Genomic DNA, 24,417 nt, shown 5'->3' on the forward strand with positions numbered 1-24,417 from the left:
TTACGTTTGTGGAGCTCAGCGTCTTAACTGTACGAACAGTCAAGATGCTCATTTACCAAGACTGTTAGTTCCCGTGACTTTCCTTCGATATAGCTTTCCACAGCCCATGGCTGTTCCTTGTGAGTGGAGTTTTGCGACTCTGCTACCTCATCCAGCACTCATCATTCGCCGGGAGGCTTCTATGCAACTATCCAAACAACAGGCTGAACAACGCACCGATCAGGTTTACGATGTACTGGTTGTAGGCGGTGGGCCGGCGGGTCTATCTGCTGGCATTTACCTACAGCGCTATTTACTTTCTACCCTGATTGTTGACAAAGGCAAGGCCCGGTCGCTTTGGATGCAGGAGATGCACAATTACCTGGGATTGCCACCAGATTCATCGGGCCGAGATTTGTTGAAGCAGGGCAAAGCGCACTACCTCTCTCTAGATGGGGATTATTTGAATGCCTTTGTAGAAGAGGCGACTGACGAGGGCGAAACCTTTGCGCTACGCGTTCGCATTGGCCGAAACAATCCCTCTTATGTGACGTTACGCAGTCGCTATTTGATTGCGGCCAGTGGCATTATTGACAATCTGCCGACCTTCACGGACATGCAAAATGTCTATGACTATGCCGGGTATAACCTGCATGTTTGTCTCATTTGTGATGGCTATGAGATGCAGGGGCAACGGGTAGGCGTGTTTGGCCGTAACGAGGGTAGCCTGGAGGTCGCCTTTTCTCTGGGCTGGTTTACTTCAGACATTACCCTATTTACGGGGGGAGCCTTTGACGTGAGTGATGGGTTCCGCGATCGCCTCCGTACTCACGGCTACAGGCTAGAGGAGCGCCCTTTGCACCGCTTTGTTGGTGAGAACCATATTATGAGCGGTGTGGAATTGCGGGACGGGACGCTAATTCCCCTGGATGCTGGCCTGGTATCGATGGGTTCGAAGTACCACGCTGATTACTTGAACGGTATTGATCTGGAATACAAAGGCGGCAACCTCGTCACCGATGGGATGAACCGCACCTCTCACCCACGCATCTTTGCCGTAGGGGACCTCAAAGTTGGGCTGAACCAAGTGATTGTGGCCGCTGCTGACGGAGCTCTCGCCGCCACACAAATCTGGCGTGATATTCGCCGCCAGGAAGGAAGCCGAGCCCCTGCGAAACAATCAGCCGCTTAAGCTGTAAAGCTGAAGAGAGTGGGAGTTTACCTCCCACTCTTTTTTGTGGCCTGCTGCAGGTGTGAGATGGATTGTGCAACCACGCTTCCACAACCCATCTCACACCTGCAGCAACCTTTTCCGTTGATGGATGAATTGCCCCAATATTCGTCGTGCCTGCTAGCCTGGTAAAGGTTTGACGCATTCCCACGCTACGGGCTGCGCATTCTTTTACTGTGGGTGAGCTACTTACAATGACTGCTTCTTCCCGTTCCTCCGCTTCCCAGGGGCTGCTTTTTGCGCTGCTAGCTTATGGTGCTTGGGGCTTATTGCCAATTTATTGGAAATTTTTTGGAGGAGTTCCGGCCCTAGAAGTCCTCTGCCATCGGATTGTCTGGTCGTCGGTACTGTTACTGGGAGTGCTGGCGCTACAGGGACGCTGGGAGGAATTACAGAAGTTGTGGCGATCGCCCCGTTACATTGCCACGTTTACAACGACAGCCATCATTCTTTCCACAAATTGGGGCATTTATATCTACGCTGTTAATGCCAACCACGTTGTCGAAACCAGTCTGGGGTACTTCATCAATCCACTGATTAGTGTGTTGATGGGATGCGTATTCCTGCGAGAACGGTTAAGCCGATGGCAGGGGTTGGCCGTTTTTCTGGCATTTCTGGGGGTGCTCAACTTTGTTGTGAACCTGGGCAAGATACCCTGGATTGCCCTGGGGTTGGCAATTTCCTTTGCAGTATATGGGTTGCTGCGAAAGATTACCCCAGTACAGCCGATGGTAGGACTTGCCGTAGAAACCCTGGTCATTACCCCGGTTGCGCTAATACTGCTGGGGCAGGGGGCGATCGCCGGCAACAATCACTTCGGTTTTAACTGGACACTGAGTCTACTATTTATCGGGTGTGGTCTGGTCACATCCCTACCGCTATTGTGGTTCAACAATGCGGCCCATCGTCTGCCTTTGGCAACACTGGGTTTCATGCAATATATAGCCCCCAGCTTGCAACTTCTATTGGGGGTATTTTTGTATCATGAGCCGTTTACTCGTACCCATGCGGTGTCGTTTGGCCTAATCTGGGCAGCGTTGGCAATTTTTTCGACGTATTCTTGGCGGCGATCGCGCGGAGCATCCTCATAACAACAAATTTGCTAAAAGCTCATTGTTGCGTGCGCTTCGCGCACGCAATAATGAGCTTTTTCGAGTACCGCGCGTTGCGCGGCACTCGAAAAAGCCCTTAACCCGAACTGAGGTTAACAAAGATGTCTATGAGTATAAAAGTTGAGGGTGAGTTGGATGTAGGTTTCATTATTGGAGTGGCCGCTCCGCTTCTCCACTGAAGCATCAACCAAATTCGACACCGTCAATCCCAACAGGCGAACTTCCTTTTGCTCGACCTCTGTCATCTCCAACAACTCCTCCGCCAATTGTTGAATGAGCGGCAGGTCGCGCAAGATTTCGGTAACGGTACGGCTGCGGGTGATTTGGTGGTAATCAGCATATTTCACCTTAAGGGTGAGAGTACGGCCATAAGATTGCTTGGCATCCAGGCGTTCCTTCAGTTCTTCTGCAATTTTTTCGAGGGCGGCGAGAATCGAGGGGCGATCGCGCAAATCGTTGAAGAAGCTCGTTTCGACTCCAATGGATTTACGAATGCGGTTGGGGTTAACTGGGCGATCGTCCTGCCCTCGGGCGATGCGGTAGTAGAAGTGGCCGACTTTGCCAAACGCCTCTACCAAGGCATCCTCGGACCATTGCTTTAAGTCTGCTCCGGTCTGGATGCCTAACCGATGCATTTTTGCCGCTGTTGCCTCCCCCACACCATAGAAGCGAGCGATGGGTAGCGTTTCTACAAAGGCTTCTGCCTCATCTGGCCGAATCAGCGTCAATCCATTTGGCTTATTCATCCCGGAAGCCATCTTCGCCAAAAACTTGTTGATGGAAATTCCTGCCGACGCGGTGAGGTGCAAATCCTCATAAATGGCCTGCCGAATTTCTTCTGCAATCAACGTCGCTGAAGGCATTCCCTGCTTATTTTCTGTCACATCCAGATAGGCTTCATCTAAAGATAACGGCTCTACCAGATCGGTATAGCGGTAGAAAATCGTGCGGATTTGCTGCGAGACCTCACGATAAACATCAAAACGCGGATTCACAAAAATCAGGTGAGGGCACTTCTGAATGGCAGTACGAGACGGCATTGCAGAATGCACCCCAAAGGCACGCGCCTCGTAACTGGCTGCCGCCACGGCTCCTCGCTGCTCGGGGCGGCCACCCACCGCCACAGGCTTACCCCGCAGTTCGGGGCGATCGCGCTGCTCCACTGACGCATAGAATGCATCCATATCGACGTGGATGATTTTGCGGATAGTCATGGGGTAAATGAGTGGATGAATGAGGGAAAGTAGAGAAAGCCAGAACGTGGGTGTAGCGAGGACGAGAGGGGGAAGACAAGAAAGAGAAGGGCGTGTAGATTGATGTTTCTTGGAAGAACAACGGTCGGCTTGATTCCTGAAAGACAAACGTACTATATTTCTAGCTCGAATTCCTCACCAACTCATCCCCTCATCCGGCTATCTTCAACACCATGACGCGGCAACCCATACAGATTTGGAAGAATCCACACCGTAGCCAGCACTACGATACAGAGCTGAAGCAGATTTTGAATCGAGAGCGGGCAACCGCCGTTATGAGTGAACTCTCTTCGTGGCCTGGATATGAGCCAACACCGTTGCGATCGCTTCCGGGCCTCAGCCAGGCGTTGGGGGTAACGCAGATTGGGTACAAAGATGAGGCAACGCGGTTTGGGATGGGGAGTTTTAAGGCATTGGGGGGAGCCTATGCCGTAATGCGTCAGGTGGCGCAGTACCTCCAGGTGACCACAGGTGATCCGGATATCTCTTTAGAGGATGTGCGCTCGGGGCGTTATGCCAAGCAAATTTCAGATTTGGTGGTGACAACGGCAACGGATGGGAATCATGGGCGATCGGTGGCCTGGGGTGCGCAACAAGCGGGATGCACCTGCGTCATTTTTATCCACGAAGGGGTCAGTGAGGAGCGGGAGCAGGCGATCGCTCAATTTGGGGCACGGGTCGAGCGGATTCCCGGTAACTACGATAGTTCAGTACGTTGGGCCGATGCCCAGTCCGCTGCCAATAATTGGGTGCTTATTGCAGATACTTCCTACCCTGGCTACACCGAAATTCCCTGCGATGTCATGCAAGGCTACAGCGTCATGGCAGAGGAAGCCTTGCAGCAGTGGCAGGCCCTCTGGAGCGAAGCTGGCCCAACCCACGTTTTTGTTCAGGCCGGTGTAGGTGGATTAGCCGCAGCTATTTGCGCCCATCTCTGGGAGTGCCTGGGCGATCGCCGCCCCATCTTTATTGTGGTGGAGCCTGAAAATTCGGCCTGCCTTTACGAAACTGCACAGCAGGATCAACTGGTGGATGTTTCAGGTAGTCTCGATACGCTGATGGGTTGTCTTTCGGCAGGCCGTGCCTCGCTACTGGCCTGGGATATTTTGCGGGCAGGAGCGGATTTTTTTGTTACCATCCCCGATGCAGCAGCAGCGGCAACCATGCGAGTGCTAGCCCAGGGGACGGGGGGCGATCGCCCTATCATCGCCGGAGAATCGGGTGCGGCAGGAATGGCGGCGTTATTGACTATTGCTAAGCAGTCAGGGTTGCGATCGCAAATTCAGCTAGAAGCCGATTCTCGCGTTCTCCTCTTCGGTACTGAAGGGGCGATGGACCCGAAAAGCTACGCTCAGATCGTTGGCAAAACTCCATCGCAAGTGGCTGAATTATGTCAGTAGAAAACCCCAGGATTCGCCCCATCTAAAATAAAAATATCGTCTGCTGTACAGCCAAGAGTAGCGGTTACTGTCAATATGGCCAACAGCTACACCTTCCATAACGTACAGGAGGCTAGAGCATGGTTGCTGAGTTGTCTGTTCAATATACGGATACTGCAAACATTCCGGGCATTGATGGATTGCGGGTGAGGGGCGATCGCCTTCTTCAACGCCTTGATGAGTTAGCGCAAATTGGAGCGATCGCCGGTGGTGGGGTCTGCCGTTTAACCCTGACAGATGCCGACAAAGCAGGACGCGATCAGGTGGTGCAATGGATGCGAGATCTGGGATTAAGCATCACTATCGACGGCATCGGTAATATTGTAGGCACCTGGCCTGGCACCGAAGATTTGCCGCCGGTCATGACGGGTTCTCACATCGATACCGTCGCCACTGGAGGCCGTTATGATGGCAACTTCGGCGTTTTGGGTGGATTGGAAGTCATTCAAACCTTACAGGAAGCCGGCATTCGTCCACGCCACCCGTTAGCGGTTGCTGTCTTTACCAACGAAGAGGGCGCCCGATTCCATCCCGACATGATGGGCAGCATGGTCTATACAGGTAGCCTTTCCCTAGCAGAAGCGCTCGCCACGACCACCAACGTTGGCACAACCGTCGAAGAAGAATTACGACGCATCGGATACCAGGGGGATGCTCCATGTGGTAACCCTTCCGTTCACGCTTTTGCGGAACTGCACATTGAGCAAGGCCCGGTGATGGAACAGGACAGTGTGACGATTGGGGCCGTAACAGGCGTACAAGGGATGTCGTGGATGGAATATACCGTCAAAGGTGTGTCGAACCATGCCGGTACAACACCCATGCGTTTGCGGCATGATGCGGGATACGCGGCCATGGCGATCGCCCTCGCGGCCCGTGAATTGACCAAAGAAATGGGCGGTAATCAGGTAGCCACGGTCGGTTCTATTCGCCTTCATCCCAACCTGGTGAACGTCATTCCCAACACCGCAGTATTCACGCTGGATTTGCGAAATACCGATGAGTTGCGGCTGCAAGAAGCAGAGCGGCGGATGGCGGAGAAGATAGGGGCGATCGCCCAGGCCGAAGGGGTCGAGATCACCGCTCGTCCCCTGGTACGTCTACGACCCGTTGACTTCGACCCTGCCATGATTGACCTGGTGGAAACTACCGCTCAAACCCTCGGCTTTTCGACAAAACGTCTCCCCAGCGGTGCCGGGCATGATGCTGGTTTACTTGCGGCTGTCTGCCCTACTGCCATGATTTTCGTTCCTAGTGTCCACGGCATTAGCCACAATGTGAAGGAGTACACCGCACCTGAGGATTTGATTGCGGGAGCTAATGTTTTGCTTCATACGTTGTTGCAACTGGCGCTATAAAATCTTCAGCAAGATTCCCAATGTTGCCACAGGTGTGTCCACGAGGACACGCCTGTTTGTGATGGTTCTTTAACTTCCTCTCCCACAGGAGAATGGTTAGCCGAACAGAAGCCTATGGCATGCAAAAAGCATGGGCGTAAAGCTAGAAGCATCTTTCGTTACGGGTTTGACCACCTACGTGGAAGCCTGCTGAACATAGGATTAATGATTGATGAGTTTCAACAAGCTCTCCAATTTTGCCCTGTACTTAACCTGAGTTCAGATTAAGGGCGTTTTCGAGTGCCACGCGTTGCGCGGCACTCGAAAACGCTCATTTTGGCGTGCGCTTTGCGCACGCCAAAATGAGCACTGCAGCTTATCCCGAACTGAGGTTACTTAGATCGTCACCTTATATCATGTCGGGTTAATGCCAATGATAAAAAGTGGTGCAGCGCTTTGCACTGCACCACTTTTTATCATTGGCATTTAATCTTACTTCTTATTATCCATCAATTCCCCGTCAATATTTTTAGTTTTATCAGGAGTCTTTAAATTCCAGTTTGTAGAAGACAAAGTTGTCTTAAGGCTATATCTATGGCTAGCTATAGTAACTTCGGAAACCTAACCCGTAATGCTATTCGTTTCTTTACGGGTAATTTCACAGGCGATGGTCATACCGATATCCTTTTCTATTCTGCTAACGACCACAATTGGTGGTTAGGGCGTAGTAATGGCAGTGCATTGCAATGGTCCCACGTTGGAAATACAGCTGGTTTTGTGGATCTAACCCGCAATGACATTCGGTTCTTTACAGGCGATTTTACAGGTGATGGCCGCACAGACATCCTCTTCTATTTCGATGGTGACCACAATTGGTGGCTTGGGCGTAGTGATGGTGGCACGTTGCAATGGTCTCACGCTGGAAATACAGCTGGGTTTGTAGACTTAACCCGCAATGACATTCGGCTCTTTACAGGCGATTTCACAGGTGATGGTCGCACAGACATCCTCTTCTACTTCGCTGGTGACCACAATTGGTGGCTTGGGCGTAGTGATGGTGGCACGTTACAATGGTCCCACGCTGGAAATACAGCTGTTTTTGTAGACCTAACCCGTAATGACATTCGGCTCTTTACAGGCGATTTCACGGGTGATGGTCGCACAGACATCCTTTTCTATTTCGCTGGTGACCACAATTGGTGGCTTGGGCGCAGTGATGGTGGCACGTTGCAATGGTCTCACGCTGGAAATACGGCTGGTTTTGTAGACCTAACCCGTAATGACATTCGGCTCTTTACAGGCGATTTTACGGGTGATGGTCGTACCGATATCCTCTTCTACTTCGCTGGCGACCACAATTGGTGGCTTGGGCGCAGTGATGGTGGCACGTTGCAATGGTCTCACGCTGGAAATACGGCTGGTTTTGTAGACCTAACTCGTAGTGATATTCGGCTCTTTACAGGCGATTTTACAGGTGATGGCCGCACAGACATCCTCTTCTATTTCGCTGGTGACCACAATTGGTGGCTTGGGCGCAGTGATGGCAGTACATTGCAATGGGCTCATGCAGGCAACACATCTGGCTTTCAGGATCTCACCCGTCCTTCCATTCGTTTCTTGACGGGCAATTTTACGGCAGATGGTCGTACCGATGTACTTTTCTATTGTGCTGATGACGGTAATTGGTGGCTAGGGTCTAGCAACGGTCAGCAATTGCAATGGTCGCTTGTAGGGAATACAGGAGGACAATCGCCCCAATTGGATAGATTTGACAACCTGGGAAGAGTTTACTGGGCTGCAAGAGATTTAGCGAACTCTCCACTTGGGAATCATCATTTCCTCAGCATCATCTTCAACAATCAAAAGGCAGCTGATTTTATACGCGATACGATGCAGGTTGACTACCTCACAGAGGAGAAAGACGGGCAAACCTATTACTTCATGTCAGTTGGAGGGTTTGCTAACGGGCTTGGTGATCGCATCTACTGTGAATTCAATGAGAAGAATGACATTCATTCTATTCGAGAATATATAGACCCCAAAGAACATGTCAGGTGGTATTCACCCGATTTGGATTATGAAGGGCATTACATCCCACCCCTGCCCCATTGGAACAGCCGACAACAAATTCAGAACATCATTCGAGCAGCCAAAAACTTTCAAGCGCATTCACCTATCATCAATTTCAACTTGTACAACAGAAATTGTGCTACTTTCGCCAATTCACTCCTGGCATCTTTAGGGTATTCTCGCCAAGCTCGAAAGGACCTTGGACAATTCCAAGGTGTTGATTGGGGTGAGGAGAACACACTTGACCTCTCCTACTTTCAGTCAGTTCAAGTCCCTGAAGCTATGCAACTTCAGTGATTAACAGCGATCGCCTCCCTTCTGCCCATGGTTGGCTGTAGTTCAGAAGGGAGGCGATCGCGCCAGCCGTTGTCAGAGCAGAACTGTTCCAGCCTGCTCGCAGATGCGTTGGTAATGCTGAGGCTGACGGTGGGCCGCGAAGTTGAAAATTGTGTTTTTGTAGGAAGCCCCTGCATCCAAGTCGCATTGTGCCACGATTAATTCATCCTCAACGGTGCGGCACTTGGCGATTAGTTCGCCGGAAGGGGCAACGATGCAGCTATCGCCAATCAAATCGCAACCTTCCTCGCGGCCACACTTGGCAACGCCCACAACCCAGGTGCCATTTTGGTATGCGCCTGCCTGCATGGATAGCAGGTTATGGAAATGGTTGAGGTGGTCTTGTTCGGGAGCGGCCGGAACATGTTGGGGCGTGTTGTAGCCAAGGAGCACCATTTCAACCCCCTGAAGACCCATCACCCGGTAGGTTTCAGGCCAGCGGCGATCGTTGCAAATGCACATACCGAAGATGCCGTTGAAGGCACGCCATACGCCAAAGCCCAGATCGCCCACTTCAAAGTAGCGTTTCTCTAAGTGCTGAAAGGCTCGCCAGGGCTCATGTTCTGCGTGACCAGGAAGGTGAATTTTGCGATATTTACCGACAATTTCCCCGCGTTGGTTGACCAGAATAGATGTGTTGTAGCGATGAATTTGACCGTGTTCCTCAACCTTTTCGGCGTAGCCCAGATAAAAGCCGATTTCGAGTTGTGCTGATAGATCAAACAGCGGCTGAACTACAGGATTGGGCATTGCCATTTCAAAGAATTGATCAATTTCCGCCTGATCCTCCATGTACCAGCGTGGGAAGAAGGTGGTAAGTGCCAATTCGGGATATACCACTAGCTGACAGCCCATACTTTTGGCTTGTTTCATCAAGTCAATCAGGCGGTTCACCACAGAAATACGGGATTCGGAACGGGCGATCGGGCCAAGCTGAGCAGCCCCAACAGTAATGATGCGTGCCATAAAAATTACCCCTATCTATTACGAACGTGCTGCTTAAATTGGGTCGGATTTTGAGGTTAAAAACTGTGCGTTTGCGCTCAAATTTTCTACTCATTCTCGAAAGAGCCGCGCGTTTTTCAGAGAAGCGAGTTGGAATTGCCGTAGTTTATGGCTGAGTGGCCGTAATTTTTCCCGTATTTGGTAATAACAGATTGCTCCCTTAGCTGCATCTCTTACGGAACCACCATGCTCAGGATTATTGCGTTCAACTCCTTTCGAGGAGGCACCGGGAAGTCGACCATTGTTGCAAATTTGGCGATCGCCCAATCCCTCATCAAAGCAGGCTAATCCCTAGTTGAAACACCTGAAATCCCTATTGTAAGGACATTAGATGTAACGTTCTTACAGTAGGGATTTCAGGTGTTTCAGGGAAACAACGAACACGAACCGGTTCCCCCTTCTTTTCAGTGAACCGTGTACTGAAATACATTCTGCATGGTCAGGGCTGTATACAGTGTGCGTGAGTGGTGCGTCCCCCAGCATTCTGTGGGAGGGCGATCGCGTTACCCATCAGTCACTCCACCCCGTATTTCCAATTGGATGTAGCCCATGAAGCTCATTGGTGTAGACATCGGCGGAACGTTTACAGACCTGATTCTGGCTGATACCGCACAACAACAAATTTGGATTCACAAAGTCCCGACTACCGTCCATGATCCCTCCCTTGGTATGGTGGACGGCATCCAGGCCATTTGCCAGATGGCCGGAATCACGCCGGAACACATTGACCATTTTCTGCACGGCACCACCGTCGCCACCAATGCTCTGTTGACCCATGAAGGCGCGCGGGTGGGGATGATCACGACTCAAGGCTATCGGGATATCGTCCACATCGGACGGCACCAACGGCCTCAGCATTACTCCATCATGCAGGATATCCCCTGGCAGACATACCCCCTGGTGATGCGGCGCGATCGCCATGTTGTGACCGAACGGCTTGGCCCCAAAGGTGAAGTGCTGACGGAACTGAATGAAGCAGAGGCAAGGGAAGCCATTGAGGCGTTGAAAGAGAAAGGAGTGGAGGCGATCGCCATCTGTTTCCTCAACTCCTACATCAACGACAGCCACGAGGCGAAGGTGGCAGCCATGGTGAAGGAAATTTATCCCGAAGCCTTTGTCACCACCAGTGCCAGCATCTTCCCTCAGTTCCGCGAGTTTGAGCGGTTCACCACAGCGCTGATCAACGCCTTTGTGGGGCCGAAGGTGAAATCCTATGTCGACCACCTGTGGCAGCGATTGAAGGAGCTGGCCGGTGATTTAGAGCTGCATATTATGCGGTCGAACGGAGGTGTTGCAACTGCTGAGGTGGCGGCTCAGGAACCTGTAACGCTGTTGCTATCAGGGTTAGCGGCTGGCGTACTGGGCGGTGCGGCTACAGGCAACCTGTCGGGACGGCAAAAGCTGATCACCTTCGATATGGGCGGCACCAGCACCGACATTGGCATTGTCACCGAAGACGGCTTTGTAGAAGGAACGGCCCGTGATACCTGGATTGCAGGCTATCCCGTCATGGTGCCGATGATTGATGTGCATACCATCGGTGCCGGGGGTGGCAGCATCGCCTATGTGGATGCAGGGGGAGCCTTCCGCGTCGGGCCAAAGAGTGCCGGGGCCGCGCCAGGGCCAGCCTGTTATGGCAAAGGTGGACTCCAGGCCGCAGTGACGGATGCCAATGTGGTGTTGAACCGCATTGACCCAGCACACTTCCTGGGCGGTGAAATGGACATCTATCCCGACAATGCCTTTCAGGTGATGCAAGACCTGGCCGATAGCCTGGGGTTAGACATTTACGAAGCTGCAGCGGGTGTGATCACCATCGTCAACAACAACATGGCGAATGCGATTCGATCGCGCACCATCCAGAAGGGCCATGACCCACGCCAGTTCGCCCTGGTCGCGCTTGGGGGTGCAGGCCCACTCCACGCCGTTGAGGTCGCACAATCCATGGGCATCCCTGAGGTGATTGTGCCACGCTACCCTGGCATTACCTCTGCGATGGGGCTACTGACCACGGATCTAAAATATGACCTGATCCAGAACGAGTTTTTGCTCAGTTCAGAACCGAATTTAGGAAAGTTTAATCATGATTTGCGACTACTGGAGGAACAGGTTCGAGAACAGCTTCGATCCGATGGATTTAATGATGATGAAATTACATTGGAACGGTTAGCGGATTGTCGGTATGTCGGTCAGGGTTATGAATTGCGCGTTTCTGTTCCCATGGGTGAGATTGATGAGGAGAAGTTGGGTCAGGTGTGGCAGCAGTTCCACGATCGCCACACCGTTGAATATGGTCACGCCTTCCCACAAAACACGGTCGAGCTGGTGACATTGCGCATTACCGGGAAAGGCCCGATGCCCAAGCTCTCCGAACTCCCCACACCAGGAACCGGGGAACTGGAACAAGCCTGGCTGAAAACGACCGAAACTTACTTCCGGGTAAACGGGCAACTGGAAAAGTATTCGACGAACTTTTTTGAGCGCGATCGCCTCCCCGTTAACGCTCAGATCGAAGGCCCAGCTGTAATCTTCCAGAAGGATTCTACAACGCTGTTGCCGCCCCACACGTGGGCGATCGTGCAGGCCAATGGTAACTTGCTGATTCATCTAGAACCGCAACCTGTGGAAGAGAAACGCATGGTGATGGAAGCAGTTTTGTAAGACGTACGCTACTCAAGCATTAGGAAATGAGCGATCGACCTCAACAATTTTGTGGATGAAACAATGGCATCTCTTCTCACCAAACAGACACAACGTGTTTTACCTAAAATTGATCCAGTCACCGCACAGGTTATTGCAGGCGCATTAAATAGCGTTGCGCTGGAAATGGGACATAAGCTTGCACGGATGTCCTACTCCAGTATCATTCGCGAATCAGAAGACTTTGGAGCCGCCATTCTGGATGCGGAGTGTCAGCAATTAGCGGAGTGTGCGTATAGTACACCGCTGCAATTGGGACCAATTCCGGGATACATGCGGGGTGTCCTTAAAGCGATGGAAGAGGACGGTGAAGAGTTCTATCCGGGTGATGTGATTTTGCATAATCACCCATACTATGGTGCATCCCATGGACCAGATATTGGCATTGGCATTCCGATCTTCAAAGATGATGAGTTGATTGGATTTTCATTCACAACCGCACATCATTTAGATATTGGTTCTTGCTCACCTGGAAGTTGCGGCATTGTCGATGCCGTGGATGCGTTTGCAGAAGGTTTGCAATTCAAAGCAGTGAAGCTTTATGAGAAGGGTGAAAAGAACCGCCAGGTATGGCGAATGTTACGGCAGAATATTCGCAGTGCCGATATTGTCGTGGGCGATATTGAAGCACAGGTAGCTGCCTGCCGTGTTGGCGAACGCCGCTTTTTGGAATTGGTCGAACAGTACGGTTTAGAAACTGTACTTGCCGCCAGTAATGAATTGATGGATTACTCGGAGCGCATGCTCCGGAGCGCCATTGAAAAACTACCGGATGGTTCCTATTATGCCGAAGGCTTCATCGATGGCTTTCTCGATGACCCCGACCCCAGCAAAAAGGATTTAAAAATTGCCGTGACTGTCACCATCAGCGGCAGTGATATGACCATCGATTTAACAGGCACTGCACCTCAAGTAGACGATCGCCCCATCAACATGCCCCTCGTCGGCACGGTGGATATTGCGATCTTTGTGACGTTGCGATCGGTTCTGCTCGACACAGCCTTAATGGAGTATGTACCACAAAACTCCGGCTTGACACGCCCGATCACGATCATTGCGCCGAAAGGCTGTCTCGCCAATCCGATTTATCCCGCTCCGGTCATCGCCCGCTGTTGCCCTGGCAATATCGTCGCCGATACGCTGATGAAAGCATTAGCTCAGGTTGCCCCGCAGAACGTTAGCGGTGGCATCGGCAACATCAAAGTGGTGTCTTACAGCGGTGTGATCGATGAAGATTACTGGGTGTATATGGACATCACCGAAGGCAGCTATGGCGGTCGCCACGGCAAAGATGGCATGGATGGTGTGGATACACTCTACGCCAACACACGCAATAACCCCATCGAAGACATTGAGGCGCATCTGCCGCTACGGGTATCGCGCTACGAATTAATTGAGGATGCATCTGGAGCCGGAGAGTTTCGCGGTGGCTTAGGTTCGATTCGTGATATTCAATTCCTCGGCAATGGGCAGATGTCGCTGGAAGGGGAAGGCAACAAGTACGCACCCTGGGGCATTTTTGGTGGCAAGGATGGCACCCCCGGGGCCGTACAGGTTTACAACGCTTACGATGGCGACATGGTTGACTTGCCTTCCAAGTTTCCCTGCCGTAAAACACGCGCAGGCGATACCTTACGAACCATTAGCCCCTGTGGTGGTGGGTACGGCGATCCGCTCAAGCGCGACCCTCAGAAAGTTTTGGAGGATGTGCTGGATGATTATGTCAGCTTGGAAAATGCACGGCTGCAATATGGTGTTGTGATTGATCCGCAAACCATGACAATTGACCTTGCAGCAACAGAAGTTTTGCGAGGGGAAATGGCGATCGCCTAAAAAGTTTCAAACCCTAACCAAAGCCCAGAAACCCGGTGTTTTAGAAACACCGGGTTTCTGACTCTGAGCAAATCCGTCTCGCTCGAACCCATCTATCCAGCCAAACAAGCTATTACCTGACAGCTTCAATTTTCTGCACCAGACGATCAATGAACTCACGCGTGGAGGGATAGCGATCGCCTCCTTGGGAAGCCAGGTCGGCCGTACGGTAACCCTCCGCTAGGAGTTGCTCTTGAGCAGATTGCAGATGTTGAGCGGCAACTATCTCGCCCCATTGTTCCAGCATCAGGGCAGCGCTAGCCAGAGTACCCATGGGGTTCGCGATGCCCTTTCCAGCAATGTCGGGGGCGGTGCCATGAATCGGTTCATAGAGACCAAAGCCTTTCGCATTGAGACTCGCCGAGCCGAGCATACCAATGGAACCGGCGATCGCCCCACCCAAATCACTTAAAATATCCCCAAACAAATTTCCCGCCAGTACCACATCAAATTCCTGGGGACGCATCACCAACTGCATCGCCAGGTTGTCCACCAACATCGGTTCCACGATTACGTCTGGAAAATCCTGGGCCACTTCCTGAGTCAGAGCCGTCCAGGGTAAATGAGGCAGCGCATTTTCCTTATGGGCCACCGTCAGTTTTCCGCGCCGTTTCTGGGCCAGCTCCAGAGCAACCCGAGCAATGCGGCGCACTTCCCAGTCGTGGTATTGCATGGTATGGAAACCATAATCACCCTGAGCATCTGTAGAACGGCCCGATGCTCCAAAATAGATGCCACTGGCTAGCTCCCTGACAAACAGTAAGTCTACGCCCTCCAACAACTCTGGGCGAAGAGGAGATGTGTGATACAAGTGACGGGACGGGCGAACAGGGCGCAGGTTGATGAACAAATCAAAATGTTTCCGCAGCTCCAACAAGCCACCTTTAGAAACAGCCCCAAACAAAATGCCATCCGACTGTTCGCAAATTGCCAGGGTTTCATCGGGAAGATAATGGCCCGTTGCAGCAAAAGCCGGAGGGCCAATGAGGGCAAACTGGGGGGCGATCGCAAACCCATGCATTCCTGCCAAACCGTGCAAAATCTCCAGCGTCGCCTCAACAACCTCCGGCCCAATCCCCTCACCCGGTAACGCCGCAACACGATAGGTTTTCGCCATGCCCTAAAACACCCCTAATATCATGCCGGGTTAAATGCTTATGATAAAAAGCGGCGCGGTGCAAAGCGCCGCGCCACTTTTTATCATAAGCATTTAACTTTACTTGTTAAAAAATTACCTGCATCAAGGAGAAGCATTGGAACAGAACCCATGGAGAATAGTGCAACATTCATGGCTAAATTCCCCACCCAACTATCTCCGTCACAACCCCAGCACATAGGAAGGAGCCGTTTATGTTCCCTTCTCCACATACCCATTCACAGGCTTGAAACACAACCGCCCACAACACCCACCGACAAACCCCACCCAGACCTAATTTAAAACCCCACAGATGCGAAGCGACCCAACCCGACTCATGCATAACAAAACCCCTTTGCCGAGGGGGTCTGGGGGACGGGCAGCCGTCCCCCAGTCAGGGGGTTTGGGGGGCGACGCGCCCCCAAGTCAAACCTTTACTCAGACACTCAAACCCGAAAAGAACCGTTTAGCCCCTAAAGCCGCGCCAACTCCTCCGCCAAAACATTAATCGTCGACCGAATCTGCGCCTCCGTGTGCAAACTCGTCAAAAAGAACCGCAACCGCGCCCCATTAAACGGCACCGACGGATACACCATCGGACGCGCATTAATCCCCCGCTCTAACAACACATGAGCCAGCATTACCGCCCGATGCGGCTCCCCAACAATGATGGGAATAACCGGCGTGTCTCGACTCATCCCCGTATTCAGTCCCTTCTGGCGGGCTAACTGCAAGAACAGTTGCGATCGCGCCCGCAAGGTCGCCACCCGCTCCGGCTCCGCCTTCAGCCTCCGCAACGCCGCCAGCGCCGCCGCTGCGCTAGGAGGGGCCATCCCCACACTAAACACAAAACCGGGTGCCGTGTATTTCAGATATTCCACAATCTCCTTACAGCCCGCAATGTAACCACCGCAACTGGCCAGAGCTTTGCTCATGGTGCCCATCCACAGATCCACATCTGTACGGGCCACTCCAAAGTGCTCACCAACACCCCGCCCAGTATCCCCCAGAACACCAATCGAGTGAGCTTCATCCACCAGTAACAAGGTTTTGTAACGGTGCTTCAGGGCTACAATTTCCGGCAAAGGTGCAATATCACCATCCGTGCTATACACCCCTTCCACCACAATCAGCACCTTCTCGTACTGGAGGCGATGCTGTTGCAGGATAGTTTCCAACGCCTGGCAATCATTGTGGGGAAAATCCATTAACGTAGAGCCCGAAAGCTTGCAACCCTCCCGCAGGCTGTTATGGCTCAAAGAATCGCAGAGGATGAGGTCGCGATCGCCCATCAAATGCCCAATGGTGGTGACATTCGTCGGATGCCCCCCGATAAACACAATGCAATCCTCAGTCCCCAGGAAATCAGCGATCTCCCGCTCCAGTTCCCGGTGCAGAGGGCGCTCACCTGAGACAACGCGACTGGCAGAGACCGAAGTGCCATACTGGGCGATCGCCCGCATCGCCGCCTGAGACACCTCCAGATCCCCCGACATGCCCACATAGTTATAGCTGGAGTAGTTCACTACCACCCGGCCATTAATCCGGCTGGTATCACGCATGATGCCATCGTGGACATCAAAGAAGGGATTACCCATCGGCTCAACGCGATCAAGATCCTGCCGCAGGGCAAGGTACTCGGGCAGTTGAGAGAGCTGGTAATAGGCAGGTGGGATTTGGGAGAGATCGGGCAGGGGCGCTGAGGGAGCGGATGGGTAGATGGGTGAATGGGTGGATGGGCCAGCCGTGATTTGAGCAATGCGTTGGCCGTTTTGAGAGGGGGAGTGAGAGTTGAGATGGTTGAACGGCTGAGGAATAGCGGCGGGTTGAGAGCCGTTGCCTGTGAGCGGTTGAGGGATAGATAGGGTCTGAGAACCGTTGTTTGCCAGGGGTTGAGGAATAGCCCCATTCTGGAAACCATTAGTGGTCAATGGCTGGGGGATAGTCGTTGAAGAACCACTGGTGATAGGAGGCTGGGAAATCGGGGTTACTGGGGGAGTAGAAGCGGGTGCTGGGGTCAGGGAGGCAGGCATGGGGGCTTGACCAGCGGCCTGTCGCGGCTGAGCTGATAGAGATTCGGCCAGCAGGGAAAGCAGACAGACAGTCAGGGCTTCGACAGTGGGGTAGTCGAATAGCATAGATTGGGCGACCGCACACCCCAGACTGGATTGCAGGCGATTGGTCAGCTCCACAGCCATGAGGGAATCCATCCCGAGATCGCCAAAGTTTTCCTGCGGATCGATGGCATCAGCGGAGGCAAAGCCCATGACACGAGCCAGTTGCTCTTGAATGTGATGGCGCAAATGGAAGATGCGATCGCCTTCAGCCAGGGTCTGAAGGTGTTGCAGAAATTCGGTGGTTGGGCTCATAGAAGGCAAAGAGGGGGATGGCGGGGTCGTTGCTTCGGTCGCATTGAGAGATGGATCGGATTCAGCCGGGATGGGTTCTAGCGCAGTAGAACCTTGGGCTTCAGCCGCAGGGAGAATCCGTTCATCAGCCTCGGCACGTTGGTGGGTAAAGAAGGGAAGGGTGGTAGCGGGTTGCGGACGCAAGAAGGTGGGCCAATCAAAGCCAATGACGCCAATTTGGGGATACGGTGCAGAGAGGAGCGATCGCATAACCTCCAAACCCAGAGCCGGGGGTACCAGGCGCAAACCAGCAGCCGCAAAGCGCTGTTCAGCATCGGGCAGACGTGCGGCCATGCCAGCCGCCCAGGGTCCCCAGTTGAGACTGAGACCCGGCAGATCGGCCTGGCGACGATGGTGCATCAACGCGTCTAAAAAGCCATTGGCAGCCGCATAGTTGGCCTGCCCGGGTGAGCCACAGAGAGAGGCAATGGACGAGAAGCTTACAAAGAAATCAAGCGGCAAAGCTGATGTCAATTCATGTAGATACCAGCCACCCAAGATTTTTGGAGCCATCACCCGCTCAAAACTGTCCCAACGTTGACGCGGCACCAGGCTATCTTGCAACACGCCAGCGGCATGAATGATGCCTCGTAAAGGTGGAGCATTGGTTGCAGATTGGGGCGCAAGCCAGGGTTCCAGAACAGCCGCGAGGGCAGGGCGATCGCTAACGTCTACCGTCAGTACAGACACCTGAACTCCGGCAGCATCTAGCTTTTGCAGCACGTCCTGCGCTTCCACGGATGGCGGCTTTCGCCCAATCAGCAATAGATGCCGTGCCCCTGCCTCTGCGAGTTTCTGAGCCACCTGCAAGCCTAGATCCCCCAGGCCACCCGTAATTAGATAGGTTGCATGACGCTGGATAGAGACTGGAACCTGGGGTCGCGGCAGCGTAATTACCACTTTACCGATATGCTTGGCCTGCCCCATAAAGCGAAACGCATTGGCCGATTCCTGAATGGGAAAAATTGTGTGGGGGAGGGGCTGCAATCGCTCGGCCTGAAACTCGGCCATGAGCACTTGCAACATCTCAGTGATTAATTCAGGTTGCGCGTTGGAAACCTCCAGTAAGTCAAAGGGATAATACGCCACATCAGGGCGCTGCTCCTGTACCTGTTCTGCACTCCAAATGCCAAGTTTTCCAATTTCGATAAAACGCCCATTAGGAACTAGAATCTCCAGATTCCTGGAAATAAAATCCCCATTCAAGCTGTTTAGGATGACATCCACTCCGGCTCCATCCGTCAGGCGCATCACCTCATCGGCAAAGCCTAGAGTGCGAGAGTTCATCACGTACTCCACCCCTGTAGAGCGGAGGTAGTCCCACTTACCAGGGCTGGCGGTGGCAAAGACAGTCGCACCGAGCTGTTGGGCTATTTGCACAGCGGCCAGACCCACTCCTCCGGCAGCCGCGTGAATGAGGACACGATCGCCCGCCTTCACCTGGGCTAACCGACATAACCCGTAGTACGCTGTCAGAAACGTAGTTGGCACCGTTGCCGCTTCGACGAAGTTCAGGCCCGTTGGCATGGGCACTACGAAGCGGGCATCCATTGTGATGTACTGGCTCAAGCTACCCATTGCTTGAGCGGCGATGACGCGATCGCCCACCTGCAACCCTGTCACTCCAGCTCCAACAGCAGTCACCCGACCAGAACATTCGCCTCCAAAGGGCACCTGGTCTGCACTGGCATGGCCCATCTGTTCCAGGTAGGGGCGCATCATTCCCAGGGCATTCAGCACGTCCCGAAAGTTTACCCCTGAAGCCGCCACCTGAATCTCCACCTCACCGGGAGCCGGAGCATGCCGCTCCATGGGAACCAGGATCAGGTTGTCGAGAATACCATAATCCGTCAGTTGTAACCGGAAAGGCTCCGCAGGCAAATCCGCTGAACGGGAGACAGGGTCAGACAGACGGGTCAGCCGGGCAACGTAGCGATCGCCCCGCCGGTAGGCCAGTTGAGTTTCCTGTACAGGCGCATCCAGCTCTGCCAGCCAGCCATCGAGAGAGGCTTCCGTGCCATCCAGATCCAGATTGAGACAGGGCCAGCCGCTCTGTTCCAACCGCAACACGCGCCCCAATCCCCAGAGGGAACCATGGGTCGGAACAACGGCATCGGTGGGTTGAACGGCCTGGGTATTTTGGGTCACCAGCCATAGGGGCGATGGCGCAGCGGTTTTCGTCTTGAGCAGTGTCTGCATCAGGTGCAGTGTACTGGCACAACTCAACCGTTGAGCAGCCATTGGATCAGCCTTCTCTGTGGGTTCCAGGCTCCACAGATGCAGGATACCGCGTAGAGTCGAGAGCCCGACAGCCCGCACCACAGCCTGGAAATCCTCAGGGTTGAGGGGGTTTGCCGTGAAGCGATCGCCCTCCTGAGAAAACCCCTCCCCGGGATACACCCGCAGCACCGAGTCACCACGCTCTTGCAGTTGCTCCAGCAACCGCGTTCCTATGGCCGTCGAGGGCAGGAACACCAGCCAGGTACTTGATTCAGCCGCGATCGTGGCTGGAATTTCACTGGGTTCCCAGGTGATCTCATAGAGCCAATCGGTGGCTGGCATGATAGCTGTTGCTTGATCGGCGGATGATGCCGTTGGCAACGTTTGTGTACCCAGTTCTGTAGATGTTTGAAAAATCTGGGGTTCTAAGTTCTCTTGATTGGATGCGGAGTTCGTTGAAGCGGGGGCGATCGCTGATGCAACCGAGGGTGGCCCCTGAAATAGCCGCTGGAGGGAGCTGGGATGCAGGTAGCGCAGAGACATTCTCTGAATTTGCGCCACTACAGTACCCACTTCATCCATCAACCACAGGTCGGCTCGTAGCTCTGCCGAAGCTTTACCATTGGTACCTTGAGGCAGATGCACCTGGGTGAAGCACCAGAGGGATGTGCCCGCTGGACGGTATACCTGCAAACGTGCCAGCCCGGCGGGTAGATAAGTGCCGGGGTGTGATGCCCCCAGCGCTGCTCCCAGGGTTTGGAAAGCTGCATCCAGGAGAGCCGGATGTAGCACATACGCCTCAGCACTGACCTCAGCAGGAAGCTGCAACCGGGCCAGAGCTTGTCCCGGCAGTTGTGCCAGCAGACGAATACCCTGAAAGGCCGGGCCGTAGTGCAACCCTTGCTGACGCAGTTGGTCGTAGTAGGCGGAAACAGCATTCGATTGTGCTGCCTCCATGGGAGCCGATTCACCGAAAAAAGCGGCCTTTAGCTCTGCTAGAGAGAGATATACTCCTGGCTCTGCCAAACCAATACAAGCCGTTCCATGCCGGGTAAAGTCAGAAGCAGCATGCTGACTATAAATGGCCAGCCTATAGGTTCCGGCAGGCTCAGGATGCAACACCGTTTGCAGCATTACAGGAGCTTCTGACAGGCGCAGAGGTTGCTCAATTTGCAGATCTTGAATGGAAACCGTAGGGGTCTTCAATTGCCGGGTAGCAGCGGCCAGAGCCATTTCCACAAAAGCGGCTGCCGGGAAAACTACCTGTTCACCAACTTGATGATCGATTAAATAAGCAGGGGAATAAGCGGCGATCGCCCCCTCATATCCCATGACTCCGGTTCCGCTAACCCGTTGCCCTAATAGAGGGTGAGGGCGATCGGGTACGGGCAGAGCGGCAGAGGCAGGGGCAAGGGCAGGCGTTTGGGGTGGGTTCCACCAGAAGGATTTTCGCTGGAACGGGTAAGTGGGTAAGCGCAGATGCTGCCGAGGAAGCTTTCCATCAATTATTTCCCAATCTACTGGGAAGCCTGCTGTGTAGAGACTGGCAAGGCTATGCAGTAAGGGCTGTGGCTCTGGCTGCGGTGGGCGCAAGCTCGGCAGGTAGATCGTGGAGTTAGACTCCCCATTTTGAAGGTGAAGATTTTGAGTATCAGACAGCACCGATCGCGCCATGCTCAGTAGCACAGGCTTGGGACCACACTCCAGCAGGAGCCGATACCCGGCCTCATGCAATGTTTCCACGCTACGCGCAAATTGCACAGGCTGGCAAATGTGAGCACACCAGTAGTCGGAAGTGGCGATCTCTTCCTCGACAAAATCGCCGGTGACATTGGAGATGATGGGGCGTTGGGGTGGCCGATAGGTGATTTGGGAGGCGATCGCCCGGAACTCCTCCAGCATCGGCTCCATCAAGGGCGAGTGGAAGGCATGGGAAACTTGCAGAGGAGTGGCCTTGATACCTCGCGCCTCTAAAGCTTGCTTAAGGGTGATGAGGGCATCCAGGGAGCCTGAGAGGACGGTGTTCTGCGGGGAATTGAGAGCGGCGATCGCCACTCCATCCCTCAACAACGGTTCTACTGTGGCCGCGTCTGCCATCGCTGCTAACATACCGCCATTGGGGGGCAGCGCTTGCATCAGCCGCCCGCGCGCTGCAATCAGCGTCAGGGCATCTTCCAGAGAAAATACCCCGGCCAAGCAGGCCGCGACGTACTCTCCCACACTGTGCCCCATCATCACCGCAGGCTGAATTCCCCAGGATTGCCAGAGCTGCGCCAGGGCATACTCGACGGCAAATAAGGCAGGCTGCGTATAAGCTGTCTGATTTAGCAGTTCGGTAGAACGCAAATCCGGTTGCGCAAGAGGTAGATCCAGGAGGCTCAACAGAGAGCAATCCAAATGAGGTTGCAGAAGTTCCGCACACCGATCAATGGCCTCCCGAAATACCGGGTACTGCTGGTACAACTCGCGCCCCATTCCAGCATATTGGGAACCCTGCCCAGTGAACAAAAACGCAATATTAGGAGCTAGTTCTGAAGTTCCCTTGCCCTTGCCCACAACACCTTTGGGCACCTCGACTGCTGTCCCGCTGGCGATCGCCTCCAACACCAGCCGCATGGATTCAACGGATACGGCCGGGATGGCAATGCGATGGGAAAAGTGCGATCGCCCCCCATTTGCCATCCGGCAAAGATCCACTAAAGGTACCGTGGGATTTTGGGTCAGAAACTCCGCGTAACGCCCCGCCAGGGCTTGCAGAGCTGCCTCATTTTTTGCTGAGAGAGTCAAGATATGCCAGGCTGGCTCCGGCTCAGATACCTCTGTGCGCAAGAGAGCTGCTTCCGACCACTCTTCGACAACCACATGGGCATTGGTGCCACCAAAGCCGAAGGAGTTCACCCCAGCCAGACGCGGCATTCCATCGGGCGGAACCCAATCCGTAAGCGAAGTTTGAACCCGGAGAGGAATTTGGTCGAAGGCGATCGCCGGATTCGGTTCCCGAAAATGCAAGCTAGGAGCCAGTTGACGATGTTTCAGCATGAGGGCAACTTTGATCAGCCCTGCGACCCCAGCAGCGGTCTCGCTGTGGCCAATGTTAGTCTTAACTGACCCAACGGTGCAGATTTGGTCAGATTCACGCCCCTCAGACAGCACGGTGCCCAGGGCTTCCATCTCGACAGGGTCGCCCAGCTTGGTTCCGGTGCCGTGGGCTTCAACATATTGAACTTGCCCCGGAGAGACGCCTGCCTGACGGTAAGCCGTCCGCAAAACCGCCTCTTGGGCACGCGGGTTTGGCGCAGCGATGCCGTTGCTGAAACCGTCCTGGTTGACGGCAGTGCCCCGGATGACGGCGTAGATGGGGTCTTGATCGGCGATCGCCTCCGACAACCGCTTCAGCACCACCACTCCAGCCCCTTCACTCCGCACATAGCCGTCGGCATTGGCATCAAAGCTCTGACAGCGGCCTGCTCCAGACATGAAGCCGCCTTTGCTAAAACCGACTGTTACGGTCGGCAGCAGCAACACATTCACTCCACCGGCCAGAGCCAGATCGGACTCGCCCGTTTGCAAACTCTGGCAGGCTAAATGCACCGCGACCAGAGAGGATGAACAGGCCGTGTCTACCGCCAAGCTGGGGCCTTTGAAGTCGAAGCTGTAGGAAATCCGGTTAGCGGCGATGCAATTGCCCGTGCCCGTGGTGGCGTAGGGGTCATCCACCAGGTGTTGCCACATGCGGATGGAATAGTCGTGGGTGCCGATGCCAATGAAAACGCCAGTTTGGGAGCCACGCAACTGCTCAGGCACAAATCCAGCATCTTCAAGGGCTTCCCAGGAAGTTTCCAGCAGTAACCGCTGCTGAGGATCCATGGTGATAGCTTCTCGGGGGGCAATGCCAAAGAAAGATGCATCGAACTGGTCAACGCCGTCGAGAAAACCCCCATGGCGCAAGTTCGTCTTGCCCGGTTGCCGAGGGTCAGGGTCGTAGAACTGGGCCACATCCCAGCGAGAAGACGGGACGTCGGTGATGGCATCGACACCATCCCGCAGCAGTTGCCAGAAAGCTTCCGGGCCGTAGGCTCCAGGGAAGCGGCAACCCATTCCAACAATGGCGATCGGCTCCGAAGACATAGCAGGTCGAGCGGGACAGTCCGTAAATCAGGGAAGAGTGCACACAGCAGGCATACCATCGCGGAGACGAAGTCGTGGAGGGCTGACGCGAAAAGCTTTTGGCTCCAGCGAAGTCCGTATCCGACTGGTACTCTGCGACATCCACATTACCGCATTATCATGGGCAGTCAATGGAGTTTATGGACAGAATTC

At 53.8% G+C, this 24,417-nt stretch carries 11 protein-coding genes; 7 read left to right on the forward strand and 4 right to left on the reverse strand.

The annotated features are described in order from the left end of the window. The first annotated feature begins 181 nt into the window (after window positions 1–181). Entirely contained in the window at window positions 182–1,171 is a 990-nt protein-coding gene (locus tag NDI52_RS05635; RefSeq protein ID WP_190772990.1) for an NAD(P)/FAD-dependent oxidoreductase, read from the forward strand. A gap of 233 nt (window positions 1,172–1,404) precedes the next feature. Next, window positions 1,405–2,301, forward strand: a complete 897-nt coding sequence (rarD, locus tag NDI52_RS05640) for an EamA family transporter RarD (protein ID WP_190772969.1) — start codon at window positions 1,405–1,407, stop codon at window positions 2,299–2,301. 113 nt (window positions 2,302–2,414) lie between these two features. Here rarD and dinB read toward each other — a convergent pair whose 3' ends face one another. Continuing rightward, a complete protein-coding gene (gene dinB, locus NDI52_RS05645) occupies window positions 2,415–3,536 on the reverse strand; it encodes a DNA polymerase IV (protein WP_190772970.1) in 1,122 nt (373 codons plus the stop codon). A 212-nt stretch (window positions 3,537–3,748) separates the two neighbouring features. Between dinB and NDI52_RS05650 the strand changes: the two genes are divergently transcribed. The 3 genes from NDI52_RS05650 to NDI52_RS05660 all read left to right on the forward strand — a co-directional run bounded on the left by NDI52_RS05650 (window position 3,749) and on the right by NDI52_RS05660 (window position 8,718). Further along, window positions 3,749–4,975, forward strand: a complete 1,227-nt coding sequence (locus NDI52_RS05650; RefSeq protein ID WP_190772971.1) for a diaminopropionate ammonia-lyase — start codon at window positions 3,749–3,751, stop codon at window positions 4,973–4,975. A gap of 119 nt (window positions 4,976–5,094) precedes the next feature. Then, window positions 5,095–6,372 carry a Zn-dependent hydrolase gene (locus NDI52_RS05655; RefSeq protein WP_190772972.1) on the forward strand — a complete coding sequence of 426 codons (1,278 nt, stop codon included), beginning with the start codon at window positions 5,095–5,097 and terminating at the stop codon, window positions 6,370–6,372. Window positions 6,373–6,945: 573 nt separating this feature from the next. After that, a complete protein-coding gene (locus NDI52_RS05660) occupies window positions 6,946–8,718 on the forward strand; it encodes a VCBS repeat-containing protein (RefSeq protein ID WP_190772973.1) in 1,773 nt (590 codons plus the stop codon). 72 nt (window positions 8,719–8,790) lie between these two features. Here the strand turns inward: NDI52_RS05660 and NDI52_RS05665 are convergent, their stop codons facing one another. Beyond that, a complete protein-coding gene (locus tag NDI52_RS05665) occupies window positions 8,791–9,723 on the reverse strand; it encodes an N-carbamoyl-D-amino-acid hydrolase (RefSeq protein ID WP_190772974.1) in 933 nt (310 codons plus the stop codon). Between the two features lie 588 nt (window positions 9,724–10,311). Here NDI52_RS05665 and NDI52_RS05670 point away from each other — a divergent pair. Next, a complete protein-coding gene (locus NDI52_RS05670; protein ID WP_190772975.1) occupies window positions 10,312–12,423 on the forward strand; it encodes a hydantoinase/oxoprolinase family protein in 2,112 nt (703 codons plus the stop codon). A gap of 63 nt (window positions 12,424–12,486) precedes the next feature. Beyond that, the gene (locus tag NDI52_RS05675; RefSeq protein WP_190772976.1) at window positions 12,487–14,295 is read left to right on the forward strand and encodes a hydantoinase B/oxoprolinase family protein; all 1,809 of its coding nucleotides are present in this window, start codon (window positions 12,487–12,489) and stop codon (window positions 14,293–14,295) included. 112 nt (window positions 14,296–14,407) lie between these two features. Here NDI52_RS05675 and leuB read toward each other — a convergent pair whose 3' ends face one another. Both leuB and NDI52_RS05685 read right to left on the reverse strand, forming a co-directional pair. Beyond that, a complete protein-coding gene (gene leuB / locus NDI52_RS05680) occupies window positions 14,408–15,451 on the reverse strand; it encodes a 3-isopropylmalate dehydrogenase (protein WP_190772977.1) in 1,044 nt (347 codons plus the stop codon). Window positions 15,452–15,942: 491 nt separating this feature from the next. Further along, a complete protein-coding gene (locus tag NDI52_RS05685) occupies window positions 15,943–24,225 on the reverse strand; it encodes a type I polyketide synthase (protein ID WP_199307844.1) in 8,283 nt (2,760 codons plus the stop codon). Between the last annotated feature and the right edge of the window lie 192 nt (window positions 24,226–24,417).

The sequence above is a fragment of the Leptolyngbya sp. PL-A3 genome, from assembly GCF_039962325.1.
Classification (GTDB): domain Bacteria; phylum Cyanobacteriota; class Cyanobacteriia; order Elainellales; family Elainellaceae; genus Vacuolonema.

Excerpts from the sequence above, each read along its gene's own strand:
- NDI52_RS05685 (WP_199307844.1), bottom strand. The coding sequence starts at position 24,225 with ATGTCTTCGGAGCCGATCGCCATTGTTGGAATGGGTTGCCGCTTCCCT.
- NDI52_RS05665 (WP_190772974.1), bottom strand. The coding sequence starts at position 9,723 with ATGGCACGCATCATTACTGTTGGGGCTGCTCAGCTTGGCCCGATCGCC.
- rarD (WP_190772969.1), top strand. The coding sequence starts at position 1,405 with ATGACTGCTTCTTCCCGTTCCTCCGCTTCCCAGGGGCTGCTTTTTGCG.
- NDI52_RS05670 (WP_190772975.1), top strand. The coding sequence starts at position 10,312 with ATGAAGCTCATTGGTGTAGACATCGGCGGAACGTTTACAGACCTGATT.
- NDI52_RS05660 (WP_190772973.1), top strand. The coding sequence starts at position 6,946 with ATGGCTAGCTATAGTAACTTCGGAAACCTAACCCGTAATGCTATTCGT.
- dinB (WP_190772970.1), bottom strand. The coding sequence starts at position 3,536 with ATGACTATCCGCAAAATCATCCACGTCGATATGGATGCATTCTATGCG.
- leuB (WP_190772977.1), bottom strand. The coding sequence starts at position 15,451 with ATGGCGAAAACCTATCGTGTTGCGGCGTTACCGGGTGAGGGGATTGGG.
- NDI52_RS05675 (WP_190772976.1), top strand. The coding sequence starts at position 12,487 with ATGGCATCTCTTCTCACCAAACAGACACAACGTGTTTTACCTAAAATT.
- NDI52_RS05635 (WP_190772990.1), top strand. The coding sequence starts at position 182 with ATGCAACTATCCAAACAACAGGCTGAACAACGCACCGATCAGGTTTAC.
- NDI52_RS05650 (WP_190772971.1), top strand. The coding sequence starts at position 3,749 with ATGACGCGGCAACCCATACAGATTTGGAAGAATCCACACCGTAGCCAG.
- NDI52_RS05655 (WP_190772972.1), top strand. The coding sequence starts at position 5,095 with ATGGTTGCTGAGTTGTCTGTTCAATATACGGATACTGCAAACATTCCG.